At 72.9% G+C, this 16,552-nt stretch carries 16 protein-coding genes; 1 reads left to right on the forward strand and 15 read right to left on the reverse strand.

Features of this window, described 5'->3' with window-relative positions; all coding sequences use genetic code 11:
• Window positions 1–531 precede the first annotated feature (531 nt).
• The 4 genes from MX571_RS00070 to MX571_RS00085 form a co-directional block, all read right to left on the reverse strand.
• On the reverse strand, window positions 532–1,131 hold the full coding sequence (locus MX571_RS00070; protein WP_247413558.1) for an NUDIX hydrolase: 600 nt from the start codon (window positions 1,129–1,131) through the stop codon (window positions 532–534).
• Between the two features lie 96 nt (window positions 1,132–1,227).
• The gene (locus tag MX571_RS00075; RefSeq protein WP_247413559.1) at window positions 1,228–1,770 is read right to left on the reverse strand and encodes a DUF7109 family protein; all 543 of its coding nucleotides are present in this window, start codon (window positions 1,768–1,770) and stop codon (window positions 1,228–1,230) included.
• Entirely contained in the window at window positions 1,767–2,864 is a 1,098-nt protein-coding gene (locus MX571_RS00080; RefSeq protein ID WP_247413560.1) for a glycosyltransferase family protein, read from the reverse strand. The genes MX571_RS00075 and MX571_RS00080 overlap by 4 nt, the downstream gene beginning before the upstream one ends.
• Window positions 2,865–2,933: 69 nt before the next feature.
• Entirely contained in the window at window positions 2,934–4,205 is a 1,272-nt protein-coding gene (locus MX571_RS00085; RefSeq protein ID WP_247413561.1) for an MFS transporter, read from the reverse strand.
• Window positions 4,206–4,389: 184 nt separating this feature from the next.
• On the opposite strand from MX571_RS00085, the gene MX571_RS00090 reads away from it, so the two are divergent.
• Entirely contained in the window at window positions 4,390–4,560 is a 171-nt protein-coding gene (locus MX571_RS00090; RefSeq protein WP_247413562.1) for an HVO_0758 family zinc finger protein, read from the forward strand.
• 12 nt (window positions 4,561–4,572) lie between these two features.
• Here MX571_RS00090 and MX571_RS00095 read toward each other — a convergent pair whose 3' ends face one another.
• The 11 genes from MX571_RS00095 to MX571_RS00145 form a co-directional block, all read right to left on the reverse strand.
• The gene (locus MX571_RS00095; protein WP_247413563.1) at window positions 4,573–5,664 is read right to left on the reverse strand and encodes an aldo/keto reductase; all 1,092 of its coding nucleotides are present in this window, start codon (window positions 5,662–5,664) and stop codon (window positions 4,573–4,575) included.
• A 72-nt stretch (window positions 5,665–5,736) separates the two neighbouring features.
• The gene (locus MX571_RS00100; protein ID WP_247413564.1) at window positions 5,737–6,636 is read right to left on the reverse strand and encodes an SDR family oxidoreductase; all 900 of its coding nucleotides are present in this window, start codon (window positions 6,634–6,636) and stop codon (window positions 5,737–5,739) included.
• Entirely contained in the window at window positions 6,633–7,061 is a 429-nt protein-coding gene (locus MX571_RS00105) for a DUF5791 family protein (protein ID WP_247413565.1), read from the reverse strand. Before MX571_RS00105 ends, MX571_RS00100 begins: the two co-directional genes overlap by 4 nt.
• Before the next feature lie 104 nt (window positions 7,062–7,165).
• Window positions 7,166–10,111, reverse strand: coding sequence for a DUF7286 family protein (locus tag MX571_RS00110; protein WP_247413566.1), 2,946 nt, complete (start codon window positions 10,109–10,111; stop codon window positions 7,166–7,168).
• Window positions 10,108–10,917, reverse strand: coding sequence for a DUF7284 family protein (locus tag MX571_RS00115; RefSeq protein WP_247413567.1), 810 nt, complete (start codon window positions 10,915–10,917; stop codon window positions 10,108–10,110). The genes MX571_RS00110 and MX571_RS00115 overlap by 4 nt, the downstream gene beginning before the upstream one ends.
• Window positions 10,914–11,333: a DUF7285 family protein gene (locus tag MX571_RS00120; RefSeq protein WP_247413568.1), complete on the reverse strand. Its 420-nt coding sequence runs from the start codon at window positions 11,331–11,333 to the stop codon at window positions 10,914–10,916. The genes MX571_RS00115 and MX571_RS00120 overlap by 4 nt, the downstream gene beginning before the upstream one ends.
• The gene (locus tag MX571_RS00125; protein WP_247413569.1) at window positions 11,311–11,784 is read right to left on the reverse strand and encodes a DUF7283 family protein; all 474 of its coding nucleotides are present in this window, start codon (window positions 11,782–11,784) and stop codon (window positions 11,311–11,313) included. The genes MX571_RS00120 and MX571_RS00125 overlap by 23 nt, the downstream gene beginning before the upstream one ends.
• A 70-nt stretch (window positions 11,785–11,854) precedes the next feature.
• Window positions 11,855–13,669, reverse strand: coding sequence for a type II secretion system F family protein (locus MX571_RS00130; RefSeq protein ID WP_247413570.1), 1,815 nt, complete (start codon window positions 13,667–13,669; stop codon window positions 11,855–11,857).
• Window positions 13,663–15,558 carry an ATPase, T2SS/T4P/T4SS family gene (locus MX571_RS00135; protein WP_247413571.1) on the reverse strand — a complete coding sequence of 632 codons (1,896 nt, stop codon included), beginning with the start codon at window positions 15,556–15,558 and terminating at the stop codon, window positions 13,663–13,665. The genes MX571_RS00130 and MX571_RS00135 overlap by 7 nt, the downstream gene beginning before the upstream one ends.
• A complete protein-coding gene (locus MX571_RS00140) occupies window positions 15,488–16,006 on the reverse strand; it encodes a DUF7311 family protein (protein ID WP_247413572.1) in 519 nt (172 codons plus the stop codon). Before MX571_RS00140 ends, MX571_RS00135 begins: the two co-directional genes overlap by 71 nt.
• 3 nt (window positions 16,007–16,009) lie before the next feature.
• Window positions 16,010–16,483, reverse strand: coding sequence for a hypothetical protein (locus MX571_RS00145; protein WP_247413573.1), 474 nt, complete (start codon window positions 16,481–16,483; stop codon window positions 16,010–16,012).
• Window positions 16,484–16,552: the final 69 nt, after the last annotated feature.

Here is a 16,552-nt window from a genome sequence, read left to right on the forward strand (position 1 = left end):
TCGATGACCGTCAGAAATTGCCCTCGGTGACGGAAACGTGTGGCGAGCCACACTCGCACCGAGCTTTGAGAACCGTTCTGAAGCCCTCGCGCTACACCCTACGCTGAACTCGCTGCTTCACCGGCGACTCCGTCGCCGGTTTCCCAGCGGGACCTTCGGTTCCGCGCGGCTCGTTCAGCGAGTTCCCGTTCGCTCCGCTCACGGGAACCCCAGGACCGCGACCGCATCGCACCTACCTTTCCCGTCGGCCGCGCACGAGCGCGCGGCCAGCCGTCGCGGTCGGTGGTCGATTTCGGTGCAGTGGCCGGGAGCGCGTGTCGCCCCAGCGACCGCGCGACTCGGGGAAGGGCAGGGCGGCTGTCGCGGTCCTGGTGGGTGAAGGGCGAGGGTGCTACGGGAAGCACGAGGACGCAAGCACCGCAGGCGAAGCCGAGGAGCGCAGCGACTCGGGCGAGCGTAGCGCCCGAGGGCTTCGGCGGTCACGGCGGTAGCTATCTCGACGGTAAAGCCAACCAACCACGACCCACCAGATCAAACTGGAAAATCAGCGTCGGGGTCCACGACCCGGTCCGGTTCCGAGGGCATCCGCCAGTCGGTCGCGAGTTCGAGGAACTGGACGAGCATCTGGCCCGTCGCCCCCCAGACGGTGTAGCCGTCGACGCGGAAGTAGTGGATGCGGAACGAGCCGCGCCGGGGGTCGTCGCGGCGCTCGGACTCGTAGTTGGCCGGGTCGGTCAGGTCGGCGATAGAGAGCACGGCCACCTCGGCGACCTCGCGTTCGTCCGGGACGAACTCGGCGTCGGGGACGCGCGCGACGAACGGCCTGACGGAGTAGTCGGTGATGGTCGGGATGTCGTCGAGGCGACCGACCACCTCGACCGTCGAGGGGTCGAGCGACACCTCCTCCTGGGCCTCGCGGAGCGCGGTCGCCAGCAGGTCCTCGTCCTCCGGTTCGCGGCCGCCACCGGGGAACGCCATCTGCCCGGCGTGTTCGCCGAGGTGGTCCGCGCGCTTGACGAACACGACCGCGGGACCGTCGCCGCGGTCGACGACGGAGACCAGCACCGCCGCCTCGCGGCTCTGACCGGTCACTGCGACCGGGTCGTGGGCGGCGAGACGGCTCAGGTCCATACACCCCGCACGGCGGGGGACGATTTACGTCCTACGACGCACGTGTGTGCCATTCGCACGCAATCGTCGACCGTTCCGCTGTCCGACCCACCGTCCTCACCCCTCGGTCGCGTCTGTCGAGTCCGTCAGGTCCGACTCGGCCGCGACCAGACGCTCGCGCACCTCGCCGACGTCGACCGGTCCCCACGCTTCGAGGTCGTAGCTCACGTCGACGAGTCGCTCGACGGCGGACGGGTCGGGCGACTCCCGCTCCAGCGTCCGTCCCGCCTCCTCCCGAAACCGGCGTTCTGCCGTCTGCGCGACGGCGTCGGTGGCCGGAGCCTCGCGGTCGACATCGAGGATGTGGGGCAGGTCGGCGGCCCCCTCGGGGAGCGTCGGGAACGCTGCGGGGCCGACGACGAGGAGGCCGTCGTGCTCGACGAGGTGGTAGGAGGCGACGGCGTCGTCGACGAGCGAATCTGGAGGCTCCGGGACGTCGCGCTTGAACGCGAGTTCGCCGAGCGCCTTCCGGAGCTCTGCGGCGGTGAGCGCACCGAACAGGTCCACGACCCCCGCCAGGTCGTCGGCGTCGACGGCGAGCGTGTCGTCGTCGCTCGCCTCGTCGCTGCTGCTATCGTCGGGGCCGCCACCGTCGCTCATCGCGCGTCCTCCACGTCGGCCGCGGCCGTCTCGCGGACCGTCTCGGGTGCGACGGGCGCGTCGTCCCACGCCGGGAGTCGGTCGTCCGTCGCGGGCGGGCGCACCGACGCGGCGTACTCGTCGACCTGCTCGCGCTCGGCGAGCGGGTCGGCGTCGAACCCGTTGAACGCGGCGTCGGTCGCGTACTGGCGGACGAGCGCGTCGGCCGCCTCGCGGTAGGCGTCGGGGAGCGTCTCGAAGTCGAGCGCGAGGCCGGCGTCGGCGAGCGCGTGGAACAGCGCGTCGCCCACTTCCTCGCTCATCGTGCCGAGGCCGCTCGGCCCGGAGACGGCGCGGTGGTCGTGTTCGTGGAACCCGAGGTCCACCTGCGCGGTCCCCTCGAAGCCGGCGTACTCGAACGCGTCGCCGAGCGTCCCGACTTCGAGGCCCCACCCGCGCTGGACGCGAAGGGTCGCCGCGAGGTCACGCGTCGCGGCGAACTCCCCGGCCAGCGCGTAGCGAAAGGCGTCGAGGTAGTCGAGGAGCGGCGCGTCGTGACGCGCGTCGAGCGCCCGGACGAGCGGCGCGTAGAACAGCCGGAAGAGGCGGCCGTACAGTCGCTCGTCCTCGACGCGGGCGTAGTAGCCCTTCGCGAACTGGTGGTCGTGGGCGAGCGGGAACAGGAGCCGAGTGACGTGTCGCTCGCTGTAGTTCGTCGTATCCGCGTCGTGGACGACGACGTACTCGGTGTCGTTCGCCAGGGCCGCGCCGAGCGCCAGCCAGACGTCCCGGCCCTTCCCGCGCTGGCCGTCGAGACCGGCAGTGGCGAGCAGGTCCGCGACGCGCGGGCCGTCACACCAGACGAGGTCCGTGTCGAGGTCGAACCCGGCCAGCCAGTCCGCGGCGTCCGCGACCCGGTCGGCGTCCGCCCGCAACGCGACGACGACGCGGGCGGGGGCGAGCGATTCGAGCGTGGACAGGACGCCCTCGGCGGCCAGGCTGGCGTACTCGCGTTCGGTCATCGGGACGACGACGCTCGCGCGGTCGACCGGCGCGTCGGGGACCGGGTCGGCGAAGTCGTGGAGCGTCGTGACCCGCTCCTGAACGTACTCCATCGGGTGTCCGTGCGGGCGGCGACGGGAAAAGTCCGCGCGAATCGAGTCGGTCGCCGTCAGTCCGTCTCGTCAGTCGTCGTTACAGACCGGGTCGGCGGCCATCGACGACCGCGCCGGCGAGGGGTCGGGCCGCACCGCGCGCTCGGGGAGGAGACCGAACTGGTAGCAGGCGAACAGGACGCCCATGACGGCGAGGACGGTGACCGCCGCCCCCGACACGAGCGACTCCCACGCGAACCCCGCGTCGAGGAGCGCACCGAACGCGACCGACCCGACCGCCTGCGGGAGCATCATCGTCCCGCTGAACACCGCGTAGGTGCTCGCGCGCTGGTGGTCAGGAGTGGACGAGAGCATGTAGGTGTCCGCCGCGGGGAACAGCATGTGGATGACGAACCCGACGACGACGCTGAGGGCGGCGATGGCGACGAACCCCGACACCGCCGACAGCGCGAGCAGCGAGACGGCGAACGTCGTCGAGATACCGATGAGCAGCGGCACCTTCGGCAGGCGCTCGACGAGGTCACCGCCGACGACGAACGCGGGGATGCCCGCCGCGAACAGCACCGTCAGCAGGGTGTTCGCCGCGGGGTCCGACAGCGACTTCGCCTCGATGAGGTACTTGACGTAGAAGTTGAACACCCCGTTCCAGACGAGTCCCGTGACCGCGACGAACGCGATACCGGCGACGATGAGTCGCCACTGGGTCCGGGCCGCACTGAGAAGGTCGCGGTCGGGGGTCCCGCTCGTCGTCTCCAGCGTCCGACCGACCAGGTACGTGACGACCGTCACCAGCGCCGAGACGGCCGCCAGCAGGTAGAACGTCGTCCGCCAGTCCGCGACCGCGAGGACGGCGACGACGATGGGCGCGGCCCCGACGGCGGCGAACTGGCTCGCCGCGCCGTGGACGCCCATCACCCGACCGACCCGCGAGGGGAACAGTTCGCTCAGCAGCGGGTTCGCCGAGAGGAAGTACCCCCCGCTGGCCGTGCCGAGGAAGAACGCGCCGAGCATCAGCGACCCGACGGGCGTGAGCGTGAGCGTCTGCCCCGCGAGGTCGACCGAGAACGACGGCGCGAGCGCGGTGTACACCGCCGAGGCGGTGAGGACGACGCCCGACAGCAACACGACCGTCTCGCGCGAGACCTTCGTCAGCAGGTAGCCGACCGGGAACCGGGGGATGGCCGACCCGAACCACGTCAGCCCGGTGATGATACCGAGGGTCGAGGCCGTCACCCCGAACTCCTGTTCGAGGGGGACGACGAGGGGGGCGAACACGATACGCGCGAGGTTGACGAGGAACACCATCGCGCAGAGGGAACCGAACACCTGACGACGAGACACGGAGGGAGTATCGACCGGGTGGGGTCAAAGCTTGCGGAACAGACACTCTCTGTCGTGGGTCGGGGTGACGCACGGACCACCGATAGCGACGCGAACGGGAGCCTCACGGTCCGGAATCGGACCGTGCGAGCGCGTCGCGCACGCGGACGGCGCCTTTTTTACCACCCTTCCCCCAAGGCAGGCTATGGAATCCGTTCGGAAGGGCCTCCGGGCCGGCGACATCGAGAAGGACACCTACGAGCGACTGGTCTGTGCGACCTGCGAGGAGCCGCTCGACACGAAGTCGGACCCCGACGAGGTCGGCAAGCTCCGGACCTGCTCCGAGTGTGGCACCGAGTGGCGACAGCTCGGCTGAACCGGGCGCTCCTCACTCGAACGTCTCGTCGAACGCGTTCGCCCCCATCGGTTCGAACGTCCCCGCAGCGAGATTCTCGTCCAGATGGTCGACCGAACTCGCCCCGACGAGCGAGCAGGTCACCCCCGGTGCCGAGCGCGCGAAGTTGATGGCTCGCTGCGCGGGCGTGTCGCCCGCCAACCGTTCGTCGACGGCGTCCGGAATCGCCCCCTCCTGCGCGAGCTCTCCCTGTCCGATGGACGCGCTCGTGAACGCACTCAGCCCCGACTCGTGGGCGAATCGGAGCGCGCTCTGTGGCCCCTCGACCGAGTCGTGGGCCGCCACGGTGAACGCGTCGGCCATGTGGACGTTGAACGGCAACTGCACGGCACGGAAGTGCGTCGCCTCCGTCCCCGCCGCGTCGCTGGCCGACCGCGCCCGGTCGACCAGCTCCGACAGCGAGAGGTGCTGGTCGTGGTCCGGCGCGACCCGGAGCGCCTGCCACGTCGCCACGCCGTAGTGACGGATGTCGCCCGCCGCCGCGCGCTCTTCGAGGCGCGTGAACGTCGCCTCTAGCTGGTCGTAGACGTCCTCGCGCGAGTTCGTCTCCAGTTGCGTCTCCGGGTTGTGGACGTAGTAGAGGTCGACGCAGTCGAGGGCCAGGTTCTCCAGCGAGCGGTCCAGCTGGTCGTCGATGTAGTCGGGCGCGATGCAGTGGACGTTGCGGGCGAACGCCGAGGACTCCGCGATGCCGCTGTCGACGTACTCCTCGCGGATGTAGGCCCCTGGGTCGTCGGGTCGTTCTCCGTCGAACGGGACGAAACCGCCCTTCGTCGCGACCATGACGGCCTCGCGGTCGGTACGTGCGGCCTCCAGCGCTCGCCCGACCGCGCGCTCCGACCGCTGGTGGCGGTAGTTGATGGCCGTATCGACGACGTTGATGCCGTGTTCGACCGCGCGACGGACCGTCTCCTCGTAGCGCTCGTCGACGGCGTCGGTCGGGTCGCCGAGGTAGGTGCCGAGACCGACGCTCGACACGACGCCCTCGCCGAACCGCCGGAAGTACGTCCGCGCGAACTCGGGGAACTCGTTGCGGTACGCCCACGTCGCCTCCTTCGTGACCATACCCGTCGTTCTCGCTCGGCGTGCTTCAGTCGTCCGCGACGGTGACTCGTCGTGTCGGTGGCACGGGGGCACTTACTCCGCGAGGTCGATGTCGGCGCGGTACGCCTCGATAGCCGCTCGGTACCCCGCTCGATACGTCGGGTACTCGAACCCGTAGCCCAGTTCGTGGAGGCGGTCGTTCGAGCAGCGCTTGCTCGTCTGCAGGCGGCGACGGGCGGCGTCGGAGAGGTCGTCCTCGTCGAGTCGTTCCTCTGTAGTGCGTTTCTCGGGGGGTTCGACGCCGCACTCGTCGGCCAGCCAGTCGGCCAGCGACCAGCGGTCGACCGGTTCGTCGTCGACCGCCAGCAGCACCTCGTCGTCCGGGTCGGTGTCGACGACGAACCGGAGGACGCCCGCCGCGTCGTCGCGGTGGAGCATGTTCAGGTACCCTTCCGTCACCGGCCCCTCGACGTACCGCTCCAGTCGGTAGCGGTCGGGACCGTACAACCCAGCGAACCGCACGACGGTGCCGTCGATACCGTGCTCCGGAGCCTCCTCGCGCGCGACGCGCTCCGCCTCGACCAGCACCTCCGTCTTCTCGGTCTGCGGGTCGAGGGGCGTCTCCTCGTCGACCCACTCGCCGCCGTGGTCGCCGTAGACGCTCGTCGAGGAAGTGTAGACGAGTCGCTCCGGTGGCGACGGCCGGGCCGCGAAGTGCTCGGTCACCGTGCGGAGCCCGTCGACGTACACCTCGCGGGCGGCCTCGGCTCCACGGCCTCCCGACGACGCGGCGAACACCAGCACGTCGCAGTCCGGGACGACCGACAGTTCGGTGTCGTCGGTGACGTCCGCCCGGACCGCGCTCGCGCCGGTGGCCTCGACGGCCGCGATGCCCTCGTCCGAGCGCCTGACGCCGGTCACGTCGTGGTCGGTCGCGAGTCGGCGACACAGTTCGAGGCCGACGTAGCCCGCGCCGAGGACGACGACCCTCATGGCTTGCGCGACTCGATGGCGTGGTGGATGCGGGCGTACTCCGCCAGCGTCACCGGGAAGCGCCCCTCGATCATCTGCTGGATCTCCTTGGGCTCTATCTGCGCGTCGATGTGGCTCGACAGCGTCTCGACGTCGAGGACGGCCATCGACATCCCCATCATCAGCGCGTCGAGCGCCTCGGCCTCGATGGCGTCCGCGGGCGGCGTCTCGGGTTCCGTCCCGAGGATGGCGGCCGCCTCCTCCAGCGTCACCTCGACGTCCTCCCCCTCGGCTATCGCGTCGACCGTCGACCGGGCGACGCCCGCCTCGTCGGCGACGGTACTCGCCCCCACGGTGTCGATGGTCTCGCGGAGTCGGTCCTCGTAACTCGCGCGGAGTTCGTCGACGGAGAGCGAGGCCGGGTCCGCGACTATGTCCTGAATCATACCACCCGTAGCGGGGGCGCGTTGAAGTGCGTTTACGTGTCGAGTGCGCCGTCGTCGAGGGCGTCGACCGGGACGAGGAGCAGCGTTCCGTGTCGCGGTCCGGTTCAGTCGTAGCCCGGCGAGCGCTCGTCTCGCGTCCCGTCGACGTCAGCGACGCCGCGGTTCCCTGCCGGGACGACGACCACGACGGTCGTCGACGCCTCGAACGACACCCTCGGAGCGACGCCCAGTCGCTCCCGCTCGCCGTTTCCGTCCACGTCGATTGCGACCGCCGACCCGTCGCGGACGTAGGTCGTGTCGCGCGCGCCGCGCCTGGAGCGGACCGTCAGTCGCTCGTAGGTGCCCCGCACCGACACCGACCAGCCGTTGAGCGTCGCGTACCAGTAGCCGGGCACCGGCGCGACGGGGAGACCGAGCGGAACGTCGTCGAGCGTCCGGTTCAACACGCGCTGGAGGACGCGGTTCGTCGCCTCCTCGCCCGCGTCCGTGGCGACCTGTCTCGCCGCGCCCCGAAGCGCTGCACGGTTTCCCTCGGAGACGGGCGAGACGGACGACTCGGTGGGGCGCGCGCCGTCCTCACGGAGCGCCTCGCGGGTCGTCGTCCGGAGCGTCGCAGCGAGGCGCTCCTCGCCGCCCGACACCGACGCGGCCGCGGTGACCCGCTCGGCCGCGGAGCCGTTGGCGAGCGCCAGCGCTCGGGCGGCGGGCGTCTCCCAGCGCCCGAGTCCCGCGGTGACGACGCCGCGACAGTCGGACGTGGTACCACAGACGCCCTCGTCGGCGAGCGTGCGAGCGAGGCGGCCCCGGACGAACGCGACGCCGTCGCGCACCTCGCCGCGGAGTGCCTCGCGGTCGGTCGCCGACGAGTTCGAGAACCGACCGCTCGCACGGAGCGTCCCGGCGGCCGAGCGCAGCGAGACGCGCTCCGGCCCGGCGAGCAGTCGGGCGAACCAGCCCGCGCCGTCGCCGTAGGGCACCGTCACCCAGTTCAGGTTGCGCGCGTCGAGCGGCGTGACGCTCCCCGCACCGTCGCCGAATCGCTCGCGTGCGACCGGGTCGAGCGTGAGGTACGACGGCGCGGTGTCGACGGTGACGCCGAGCGGTCCGCCGAGACCGTCGGTCGAACCGACCGGGCCGGGGTCGGTCGAGTCGTCGGTCGCCACGTCCAGCGAGCGCCGCACGTCGGCGAGCGAACTCCCGCGCTCTCCGAGCGACTCGTCCAGGTCCGAGCGCGTCTCCCGGCGCTCCTCGGCACGGGCGTCGAGACTGTCGAGCAGCGAGTCGAGGTACGCGCGCCGGACGGCAACGCGGGTCCTGTCGGCCATCCCGTCGTAGGTGGCTGGTGCGTCGATCAGGTCGCCGCGCTTGGCGCGGATTCGCGCCGCGAGTCGGGCAGGCGGCGAGACGGCGTACGTTCCCACGTCGACCTGCGGGAGCGTCACCGAGACGTTCCGGACGCGCCGGTCGAGGGCGGCGATGTCCTCGTCGAGCCGGGAGCGAAGGCCGGCCGGACGGTCGCCGAGGACCCGAACCGCGTCGCCGTCGAGCGTCCCCCCGACGGCGCGACGGGCGAGCGCGTCGGCTCCGCCGCGGTCGGTCACGACTCGGTCGACGGCAGCCGACGGCACTCCCTGTAGGTTCGGACCGCCGAGCGCGCCGCGCTCCTCGTACACCCCGTCCACGCCGCGCCGAGCGACGCGGCTCTCTGGGGAGTGCCGCCCGACGACGGCCAGCGAGACGCGGTGCTCGCTGGCTCGGACCGAGGTGGTAGTCGTGGTCTCATCGCCGCGCCGCCAGCGCGTCGTCGTGACCTCACGGACGGTCACGCGACGGTCGTAGCGGCGGAAGGTCCGCCAGTCCGTCGGGACGTTCGCGGTCGGGGTGTCGGCGCTCGACGCGCCAGCGACGGTCCGCTCGGTCCGGGTCGCCGCGTCGACGCGGGTCCAGTTCGGGCCGGGTCGGGAGTCGCCGTCGGTGGTGACCCCCGACGACGAGACGGCGCTGACGACCCGCGTGTCGACGGCGTAGCTACGCCGGACGATGCGGTCGAGCGTCGTCTCGTTCGACGCCGCGAGCGCGCGGTCGGCCGCGGCCGTCGGCGACACGTCGACCGTCTCGTTCCGCACGCTCCCGTCGAGACGACCGACCCCGCGTTCGGCCTCGTCGAGCGTCTCCTCGACGACCGGCCCCGGAATCGACCCGGGCGCGAGGTCCGTGGCGAGCGCCCGTGCCCAGGCGGCCGCGAGCGCCTCGTCGCTCCGCGAGTCGGTGTCGCCGAGCGTCGCGCGCTGGACGCCCAGCACGGCGTCGTTCGCCGCGAGCGCGACGTGCTGGTTCCCGACGACGGAGGCGACCGGTGCGCCGCGGTACTGGGCCGCGCCGCGGACCCACGCCAGCGCGTACATCCCGGCGGTGAAGCGCTGTCCGAAGCCCGGCGACGTGACGCCGGCGTCGAGGCGCTCTTCGAAGCGCTCGACCCGGTCGTGGAGTTCGAGGACGGGCGACGCGACGGTGACCGTCGGCGCGACGTGCTTCTCACCGACCATTCGCTCCGCGCGACTCGCCCGAACCTGCACCCCCTCGATTCGCACCCGGAGCGCGGTGCCGTTCGGTCCCGCCCGCGAGACGTGGACCCGGCGTTTGGCCGCCCGGAGGTCGGCGGGAGAGTCGACACCAGGGAGCGCCGGATCAGCCGTGACGGGGCCTGCAGTGGCCGACACCGCCCCGAGGTGCTCCCGCGCAGCGAGGTAGATACGGACGCGGAGCGCGTCCTCGAACGTCTCCGAGTCGTTCAGTACGCGGCCGTACGCCGTCGGCGCACGCTGGGTGACCGGATTCCGTGCGGCGTCGCGGGCGGCATCTGCCACCGCCTCGCGGAGTGCGGTCTGGGTGGTGGCCGTCGCCTCGCGCATCGCGCGGTCGACCGCCAGGTCCTGGGTCGCGGTCGGTCCCCCGAACTGCGTCGTCGCCACCGTCGCGCTGGTGACGAGGAGGACGACGCCGAGCAGGGCGAACGGGACGCGACCGCGGGTGTCGTCGGCCAGCCTCATCGCCAGCGCACCACCGCGAGTCTGACCGTATCGAGCGTCAGCGCCGCGGCGGCCCGCCGTGGCGACTCGAACCGACGACGCATGTCGGTCGTCAGTCGGGCCGCGAGCGCGTCCGCGAGACGGTCGCGAGCAGTCGTCGCGGACCGGTTCGCCAGAGGGCCGCGCACTTCGGCACCGACGACCGCCGCGAACCGTCGATACCGTGGAGCGGTCCGCGCGCGGGCAGCATCCGTGCCGAGGTTCGACCGACCCGCACCGGGTGGGAACAGTCGCGCGACGAACCGCTCCGCGACTGTTCGCGCGAGCGGACGGAATCCGTCGTCGGCCGCCGCCCGTGCTCGGTCCGTGTCGAGTGCGATTCCGCTCGGGACGGTCACGACGGCCACGTCGGTGACGGCGTCGCGTGGTGCGGGTGACCCGGCGGCGACGCGACCCGAGAGCGAAGCTCCGGGATAGGGCCGCCAGCGAGCGACGACCCGGACGTTCGCGACGGGACGCGCGTCGTGGACGGCCAGGGCGACCCGTCGCGGGAACGACCCTGGAAGGAGTCGGCGACCGTCGAGCGTGGCGTTCGCGAGCGCGGCCCGCCCGAGCAACCCCGCAGGCGTGCCGCTGGCGGTCCGCTGGTGGTCTGTCCCGTCGGTGGCCTGGAGCGGGACCGACAGCGTCGTCGTGGCGAGCGTCTCCGCGGTCGGGTCGGCACGCGGCGGCGTGGGCGCAGAGGGCGAGACGACGAGCGTCGCGACGGCCGCCGAGACCAGCAGCAGGAAGACGAGCGTGTCCGCGACGGTGCTGACTGCTCTCACGACCAGACCACCACCGCGAGTCGGCAGGGCCGCACCCGACCGGGGGCGACGCGGACGCTCACGGGTACGACCGCCCGCTCGGCCGTCGATGGCGGTGCGGGACCGACGGTCCACTCGCCCCCCGTACCGGCCCCCGCATCGCGGCACGCGAGCGTCGCGTTGAGTCGGTAGCCGTCGGGAGCAGTTCCCGGAACGCCGTCGAGGCGGTCGGGGTCGGCGACGCCAGCGGGCGTGAGGTGGCCACGAGCGCGGTCGGCGACCGACTCGGCGGTCGGGTCGGAGGAGGAACCACCGGTGACCGCCAGCGTATCGCCGAGGACCCCCGCGTACAGCGAGAGCGCGGCGCAGACCACCGCGAGGGCGACGAGGGCGGCCACCGGTTCGACCTGCCCCCTACGCGCCGACGAGCGTGACATCGACACCTCCCCACGTGACGCGGCGTGCGTGCAGTCGAGTCGCGTCCGGGACGACCACGCTTTCCCCATCGCGGGCGTCGCGGGCGGCCCGCTGGAACGACGCGGGCGAGTCGAACACCTGCTCGGGAGCGGTCCCGCGCAGCACCGCCGAGAGCGATGACTCGCCCGACACGGGCGTGACGGGACCGAACGCGAACGTGGCGTGAGCGCAGGCGTCGTCGCGACAGCGGTCGAGACCGTGGGGGCCGAGTTCGAGGCGCGAGCGCGTCTCGAAGGTGGCGGTCGCCGTCGCGTCGAACGACGACGCGGCGACGCGGTCGACGGTCGCTGCGGGGCGGTCGGCGTCGGGTGCGCCCGTCGGCAGGCCGAGAGCGACGCCGAGCAACGCGACGCTGGCGAGGGCGAGGCCGACCCACACGGGAACCGCGTCGGCCGGGAGGTGCCTGTCCATGGGCGCGCTGGCCCGGTGTTCCTACTTGAACCTCGGGACCGACCGGTCGAATCGTATCGTGACCGTGAACTCAGGTCAACAGCCCCGCTGCGAGGAACGCCGTGACGTAGAGCGCCGTCGCCGCCGGGAGCGCGAGTCCGACCCGGTAGCCGACGCGCGCCCGGTCGGCACCGTGTTCGAGGCCGGTCGCGAGGGCCGTCAGCAACGCCGCGAGCAACAGGACGTACGCACCGACGGCCAGCGCGAGCCCTGGGGTGGGGAGTGGCGCGGCGCTAGCAGTCCCTGTCGCCGTCGCACTGCTGGAGGCGACGCCCGACGAGACCGCCTCCTCCGTTCCGGTCCCGACAGCATCCGGTGAGAGCGACCGGCCACCCATCGAGTCGGCGAGTGCGACGGTGACGCCTGCGACGAGCGGTCCGAACACGGCGGCGGTGTTGGCGAGCGTCGTCGTCACGCGCCGGAGGTCACGACGGGCCTCCCGCTCGACCGACCGGAGTCGCTCGACGTGGTCGGCGACGAGGACGAGTGCGTCGCCCGCGGGAGCGCCCTCGCGCGCGGCGACGACGAGCAACCGGAGCGTGCTGTGGACGCGCGTGCTCGGCACGGACGCCAGCGCACCGTACTCGCCGTAGAGCGCCTCGCCGACGCCGACCCGGAGCGTCCGCTGACGGCGTGCGGCGTCGGCCAGCACGGCACCGACCGGTCCCGTCACCTCCTCGGCCGCCGAGTCGATGGCCGTCTCGACCGCACGACCCTCACAGACCCGCCGACCGACCAGGTACAGCGCGTCCGGCAGTCCCTCCTCGACGGCGCGCGTCCGTTTCCGGACGACGACTGCGGGCCGGAACCAGCCGACGAGCGCCACGCCGAGGCCGCCCCCGAGCGCGACGAGCGGGCCGGACCACGCCGGGAGGAGTCGAGGGACGACGACCCACGCGACGACGGCGACGACGGCTGCTCCCGCGAGCGACGGCCAGCGGTGCGCGGGCAGGTCCGGGTGGTCGGCAGGCACCGGCGTCGCCGGGAACGTCGCGGGTCGGCGCAGGAGGAGCCACCCGCTGGCGCACGCGAGGGCGAGCGGCAGCGCGAGGTCGTACAGGGCGACGACGACGGGGAGCGTGACGCCGACGCCGGCCGCCCGCGCGGCTGGCAGGACGGCGACAAGCGCCAGCGGCAGGAGGACGCCGAACGCGTAGAGTGCGGTCACCGGTCCCTGGAGCGCGGCGGCGGCGCTCGCCGTCCGCTCGCGGGTACCGTCGAGGATGGCTCGCGTCGCCCGGTCGAGGCTCCGGCCACGTTCGCTCGCGGGGGCGCGGCCCGCCGCCTCGACGAGCGACGTGGCGCGGCGGAGTGCGGGGAAGCGGTCACCCCACTGCTCGCCCCACGCGCCGAGACCGGACGCTGGCGTCCCGCGGGCGCGCCGGACGTGGTCGGCGAGCGACCGGGCGAGCAGGCCGTCGTCCGCTTCGGCGGCGAACTCGGCCGCGCGCTCGACGGTCGGCTCCAGCCGCATCCGGAGCACGGCGTGGGAGACGACGACCGGCGCGGCCCCGATAGCCGCCGACTCGCGGGCGGTCGCCAGCGCGTTCGGGAGGCGGCGGAGACCGTACCAGAGACCGCCCGCCAGGACCACGACGAGCGGTGTGGCCCGCGGGGCGACGGCCGCCGTCGGGAGTGCGAGACAGAGGCCGAGGAGTGCGGCGGTGTCGGCCGTACGACGGACGGTAGCGGCCTCGGTGGACCACTCCAGCAGGGCGAGCGACTCGGCGAGCGTGTCGGTGTCCTCGGCGGTCGTGGCACTGTCACTCTCGCAACCTCTCACTATACCGGCGACGTACGCGACGAAGGCGGTGAGCCGACCTGTCTCCGCGTCGTCCGTCAGCATCGTTCGCGCCGTCGTGCGTGGGCGGCGACGACGTGGTCGGGGGCGAGGTCGCCCCCTTCGACGGTTCGCCCCAGCCACTCGGTACGGTCGGCGAGCGCACCCCGTACGTCGGCGTAGGACTCGTCGGGGTGGGCGAGGGCAGCGACGAGCCGGCTGTTCCCCCGGTCGACGCGGCCGGTCGCGGTCAGTCCGGAGCGGTCGCGGTCGAACAGCGTCGCGAACCCGCCGTCGCGGGTGACCTCCTCGATGCGGGCGACGCGTCTCCCGTCGGCCGTCCGCTCGCAGGTCACCAGCAGGTCGGTCGCGGCGAACGCGTCGTCGTCGACGCCGTGGTCGCGGAGGCGGGCGCGGACGCCCGACGCCCCCTCGCCGTGGACCGTTCCGAGGACAGCCCCGTCGTTCGACCCGACGCGCATCGCCTCGAACAGCGCCGGGGCCTCGCTCCCCCGCACCTCGCCGACGAGGAGTGCGCCTTCGCCGAGTCGGAGTGCGGTCCGGAGGGCCTCGCTCGGCCCGAGTCCGTCGTCGGTGTCGACGTGGAGTCGCTGGACGTCGTGGCCGACTCGCTGGAGCGTCTCGACCGGGAGTTCGGCCGTGTCCTCGATGGCGACGGTGCGCACGGCGGCGGGGAGTTCGAACGTGAGCGCACCGAGGAGCGTCGTCTTCCCCGCCCCGCGGCCACCGGCGACGAGGGCGGCGGCACCGCGCTCGACCGCCAGCGAGCAGAGCGCTGCCGCGTCCGCCGGGAGCGTGCCGCCGTCGACCAGTCCGGGGAGGGTCCACGTCCCCCGGTCGCGTGCGCGGAACGCGAACGCCACGCCGTCGCTGACGGGGTCGGTGACGCCCGCGACGCGAACCCGGCGGTCGCCCGCCTCCGTCGTCGCGTCGAGCGTCGGCGACGCCCTGGAGAACGCGCGACCGCTCGCCCGCCGAAACCGGGAGGCGAGCGTCTCCACGCCCCGCTCCGTGAGACCGACGTTCGTCCGCATCGGCCGCCCGTCGACGTGGACCCGGAGCGTCCCCTCGTCGGCGGGAGCGGTCACGAACACGTCCGAGCAGGCCGGGTCGGCGAACAGGTCCTCCAGCACGCCGTTGCCGCGGGTGTGTTTGCGGAGGACGCGCCGCACCGTCTCGACCGGTAGCTCGGACCCGTCGCCGAGAGCAGTCGTCTCCGACTCGACGGCCGCCCGGACCGCACGCGCCGGGGCGCGTTCGCCACGGTCACCGCCAGGGACGGTCCCCGAGGCCAGGTGGTCGGCCGCGGCGGCGAGCGTGGCGAGCGCCGAGGCGTCCAGTTCGAGTTCGACCGGGACGAGGTGGTACGTCGGCAGGTCGTCGCCGGGACGCTCGTAGATGCGCACCACCGCACCCGTCGAGAGGTCCCGCCGGTCGACGAGCGTCGCCGCCTCCGGGAGCCGGCGGGCGACGCGTGACCGGGCGACCGTCGGGCCGACGGACGGTCGGAGCGCCTCGCGTTCGCTCGCGGCGCGGGCGGCCAGTTCCGCGAGGCCGGTCTCGGCCGCGACGTCGGCGACGGGGCCGGCGCGACCCGACGCCTGTCGGGCGACGTCGAGCGGGTCGCGACCGACCCGACCGGCGAGCGTCTCGTCGTGGAACGCCGCGAGGTCGGCGAACCGACCGGCGGCGAGCAGCAACGCGGCCGCCTCGTCCTCGTAGGCGCGTTCGACCCCGTTGGCACTGGTCACGACGCACTCGGCGTCCCGGTCGGTCAGCGCGCCGACGACCGTCGTACGGCAGGCCGGTTCGGTCGCGAGACGACCCGCACCGGGACAGTCGGCCGCGTCGACGACGAGTCGGTCACCGTCGAACGAGGTGGCGCAGCGACAGTCCGCGTCGGTCTCGTCGCGGAAGCGGTCGAGCAAGGTCACGGGCGGCGGTGGTCGCGTTCTCCGACTTGAACCCTCGCCGGACGACGACGACCGACCGACCGGCACGGTGTCGGTGGGAGAGAACCAGTCGCGCTCGCCCGACGACGACGAGCGGTCCGTCCGGGACGACCAGCGACGGAAGCCGGTCGACGTGCCACTGGCCGTCGCCGACCCGCCACGCCACGCGCCCGTCGCGGAGTCGGAGTCGCCCACTACGTGCGCCCCAGCCACGAGTCGGCAGGTCGAGGCGGAGGCTGTGGCGGGCGGCCGTCTCGCCCAGTGCTGGGTCGCTGGTTGCGGCCAGTCGCTCGCCGGTGGCTCGAACCCGCTCGCTCGCGTCGTCGAGGGCCGTCGCGGCCCTGGTGCTGCGGGCGTCGTCGACGGCGGGCAGGGACACGGCGAGTAGCGCGAGGGTGAGCAGGACTGCGAGGACGACGCGGAGGGCCACGGCTCAGAACGCGTCGCCGACGCGGGCGAGGAGACCGCTGTCCGCCTCCTCCTCGTCGGTGGTCTCCGACTCCTCGGTCGTGTCCCACGCCGACGCGTCGACAGGGGTCGAGAGCTCCCGGCCCGTCGGTGCGTGGAGCGGGCCGTGAGCCTCGTCGAACCGCTCGTCGTTCGCGGTCGAATCGCCGTCGGTCGCTCGGGTCACTGGTGGGTCGGAAGCGGGTGCGTCCGACGCTGCCGCGTGTGTCTCGGAAACTCGCTGCTCGATGTCGCCGACGACCGCACGAAGCGACTCGACGGAGGCCCGGAGGTCGGCGACGTCGGCTTCCAGCGTCTCGACGCGGTCGGGGTCGACGCTCGTCGTCGGTGGGAGCGTCGTATCGCCGGCAGTGGCGTCGTCGGACCCGTCGGTCAGCGCGCGTTCGAGTGCGTCGACGCGGTCGGCGAGCGAGGAGTCGGTAGTTGGGGTGTCGGTCATGGACGACGCTGGTCTCGGCCTGCTACTTGAACGCTCGGAGAGCGATGCTGCGGGTTTCAGAGCAACGAG

Source organism: Halomarina salina (genome assembly GCF_023074835.1).
In the GTDB taxonomy this organism is placed as follows: domain Archaea; phylum Halobacteriota; class Halobacteria; order Halobacteriales; family Haloarculaceae; genus Halomarina; species Halomarina salina.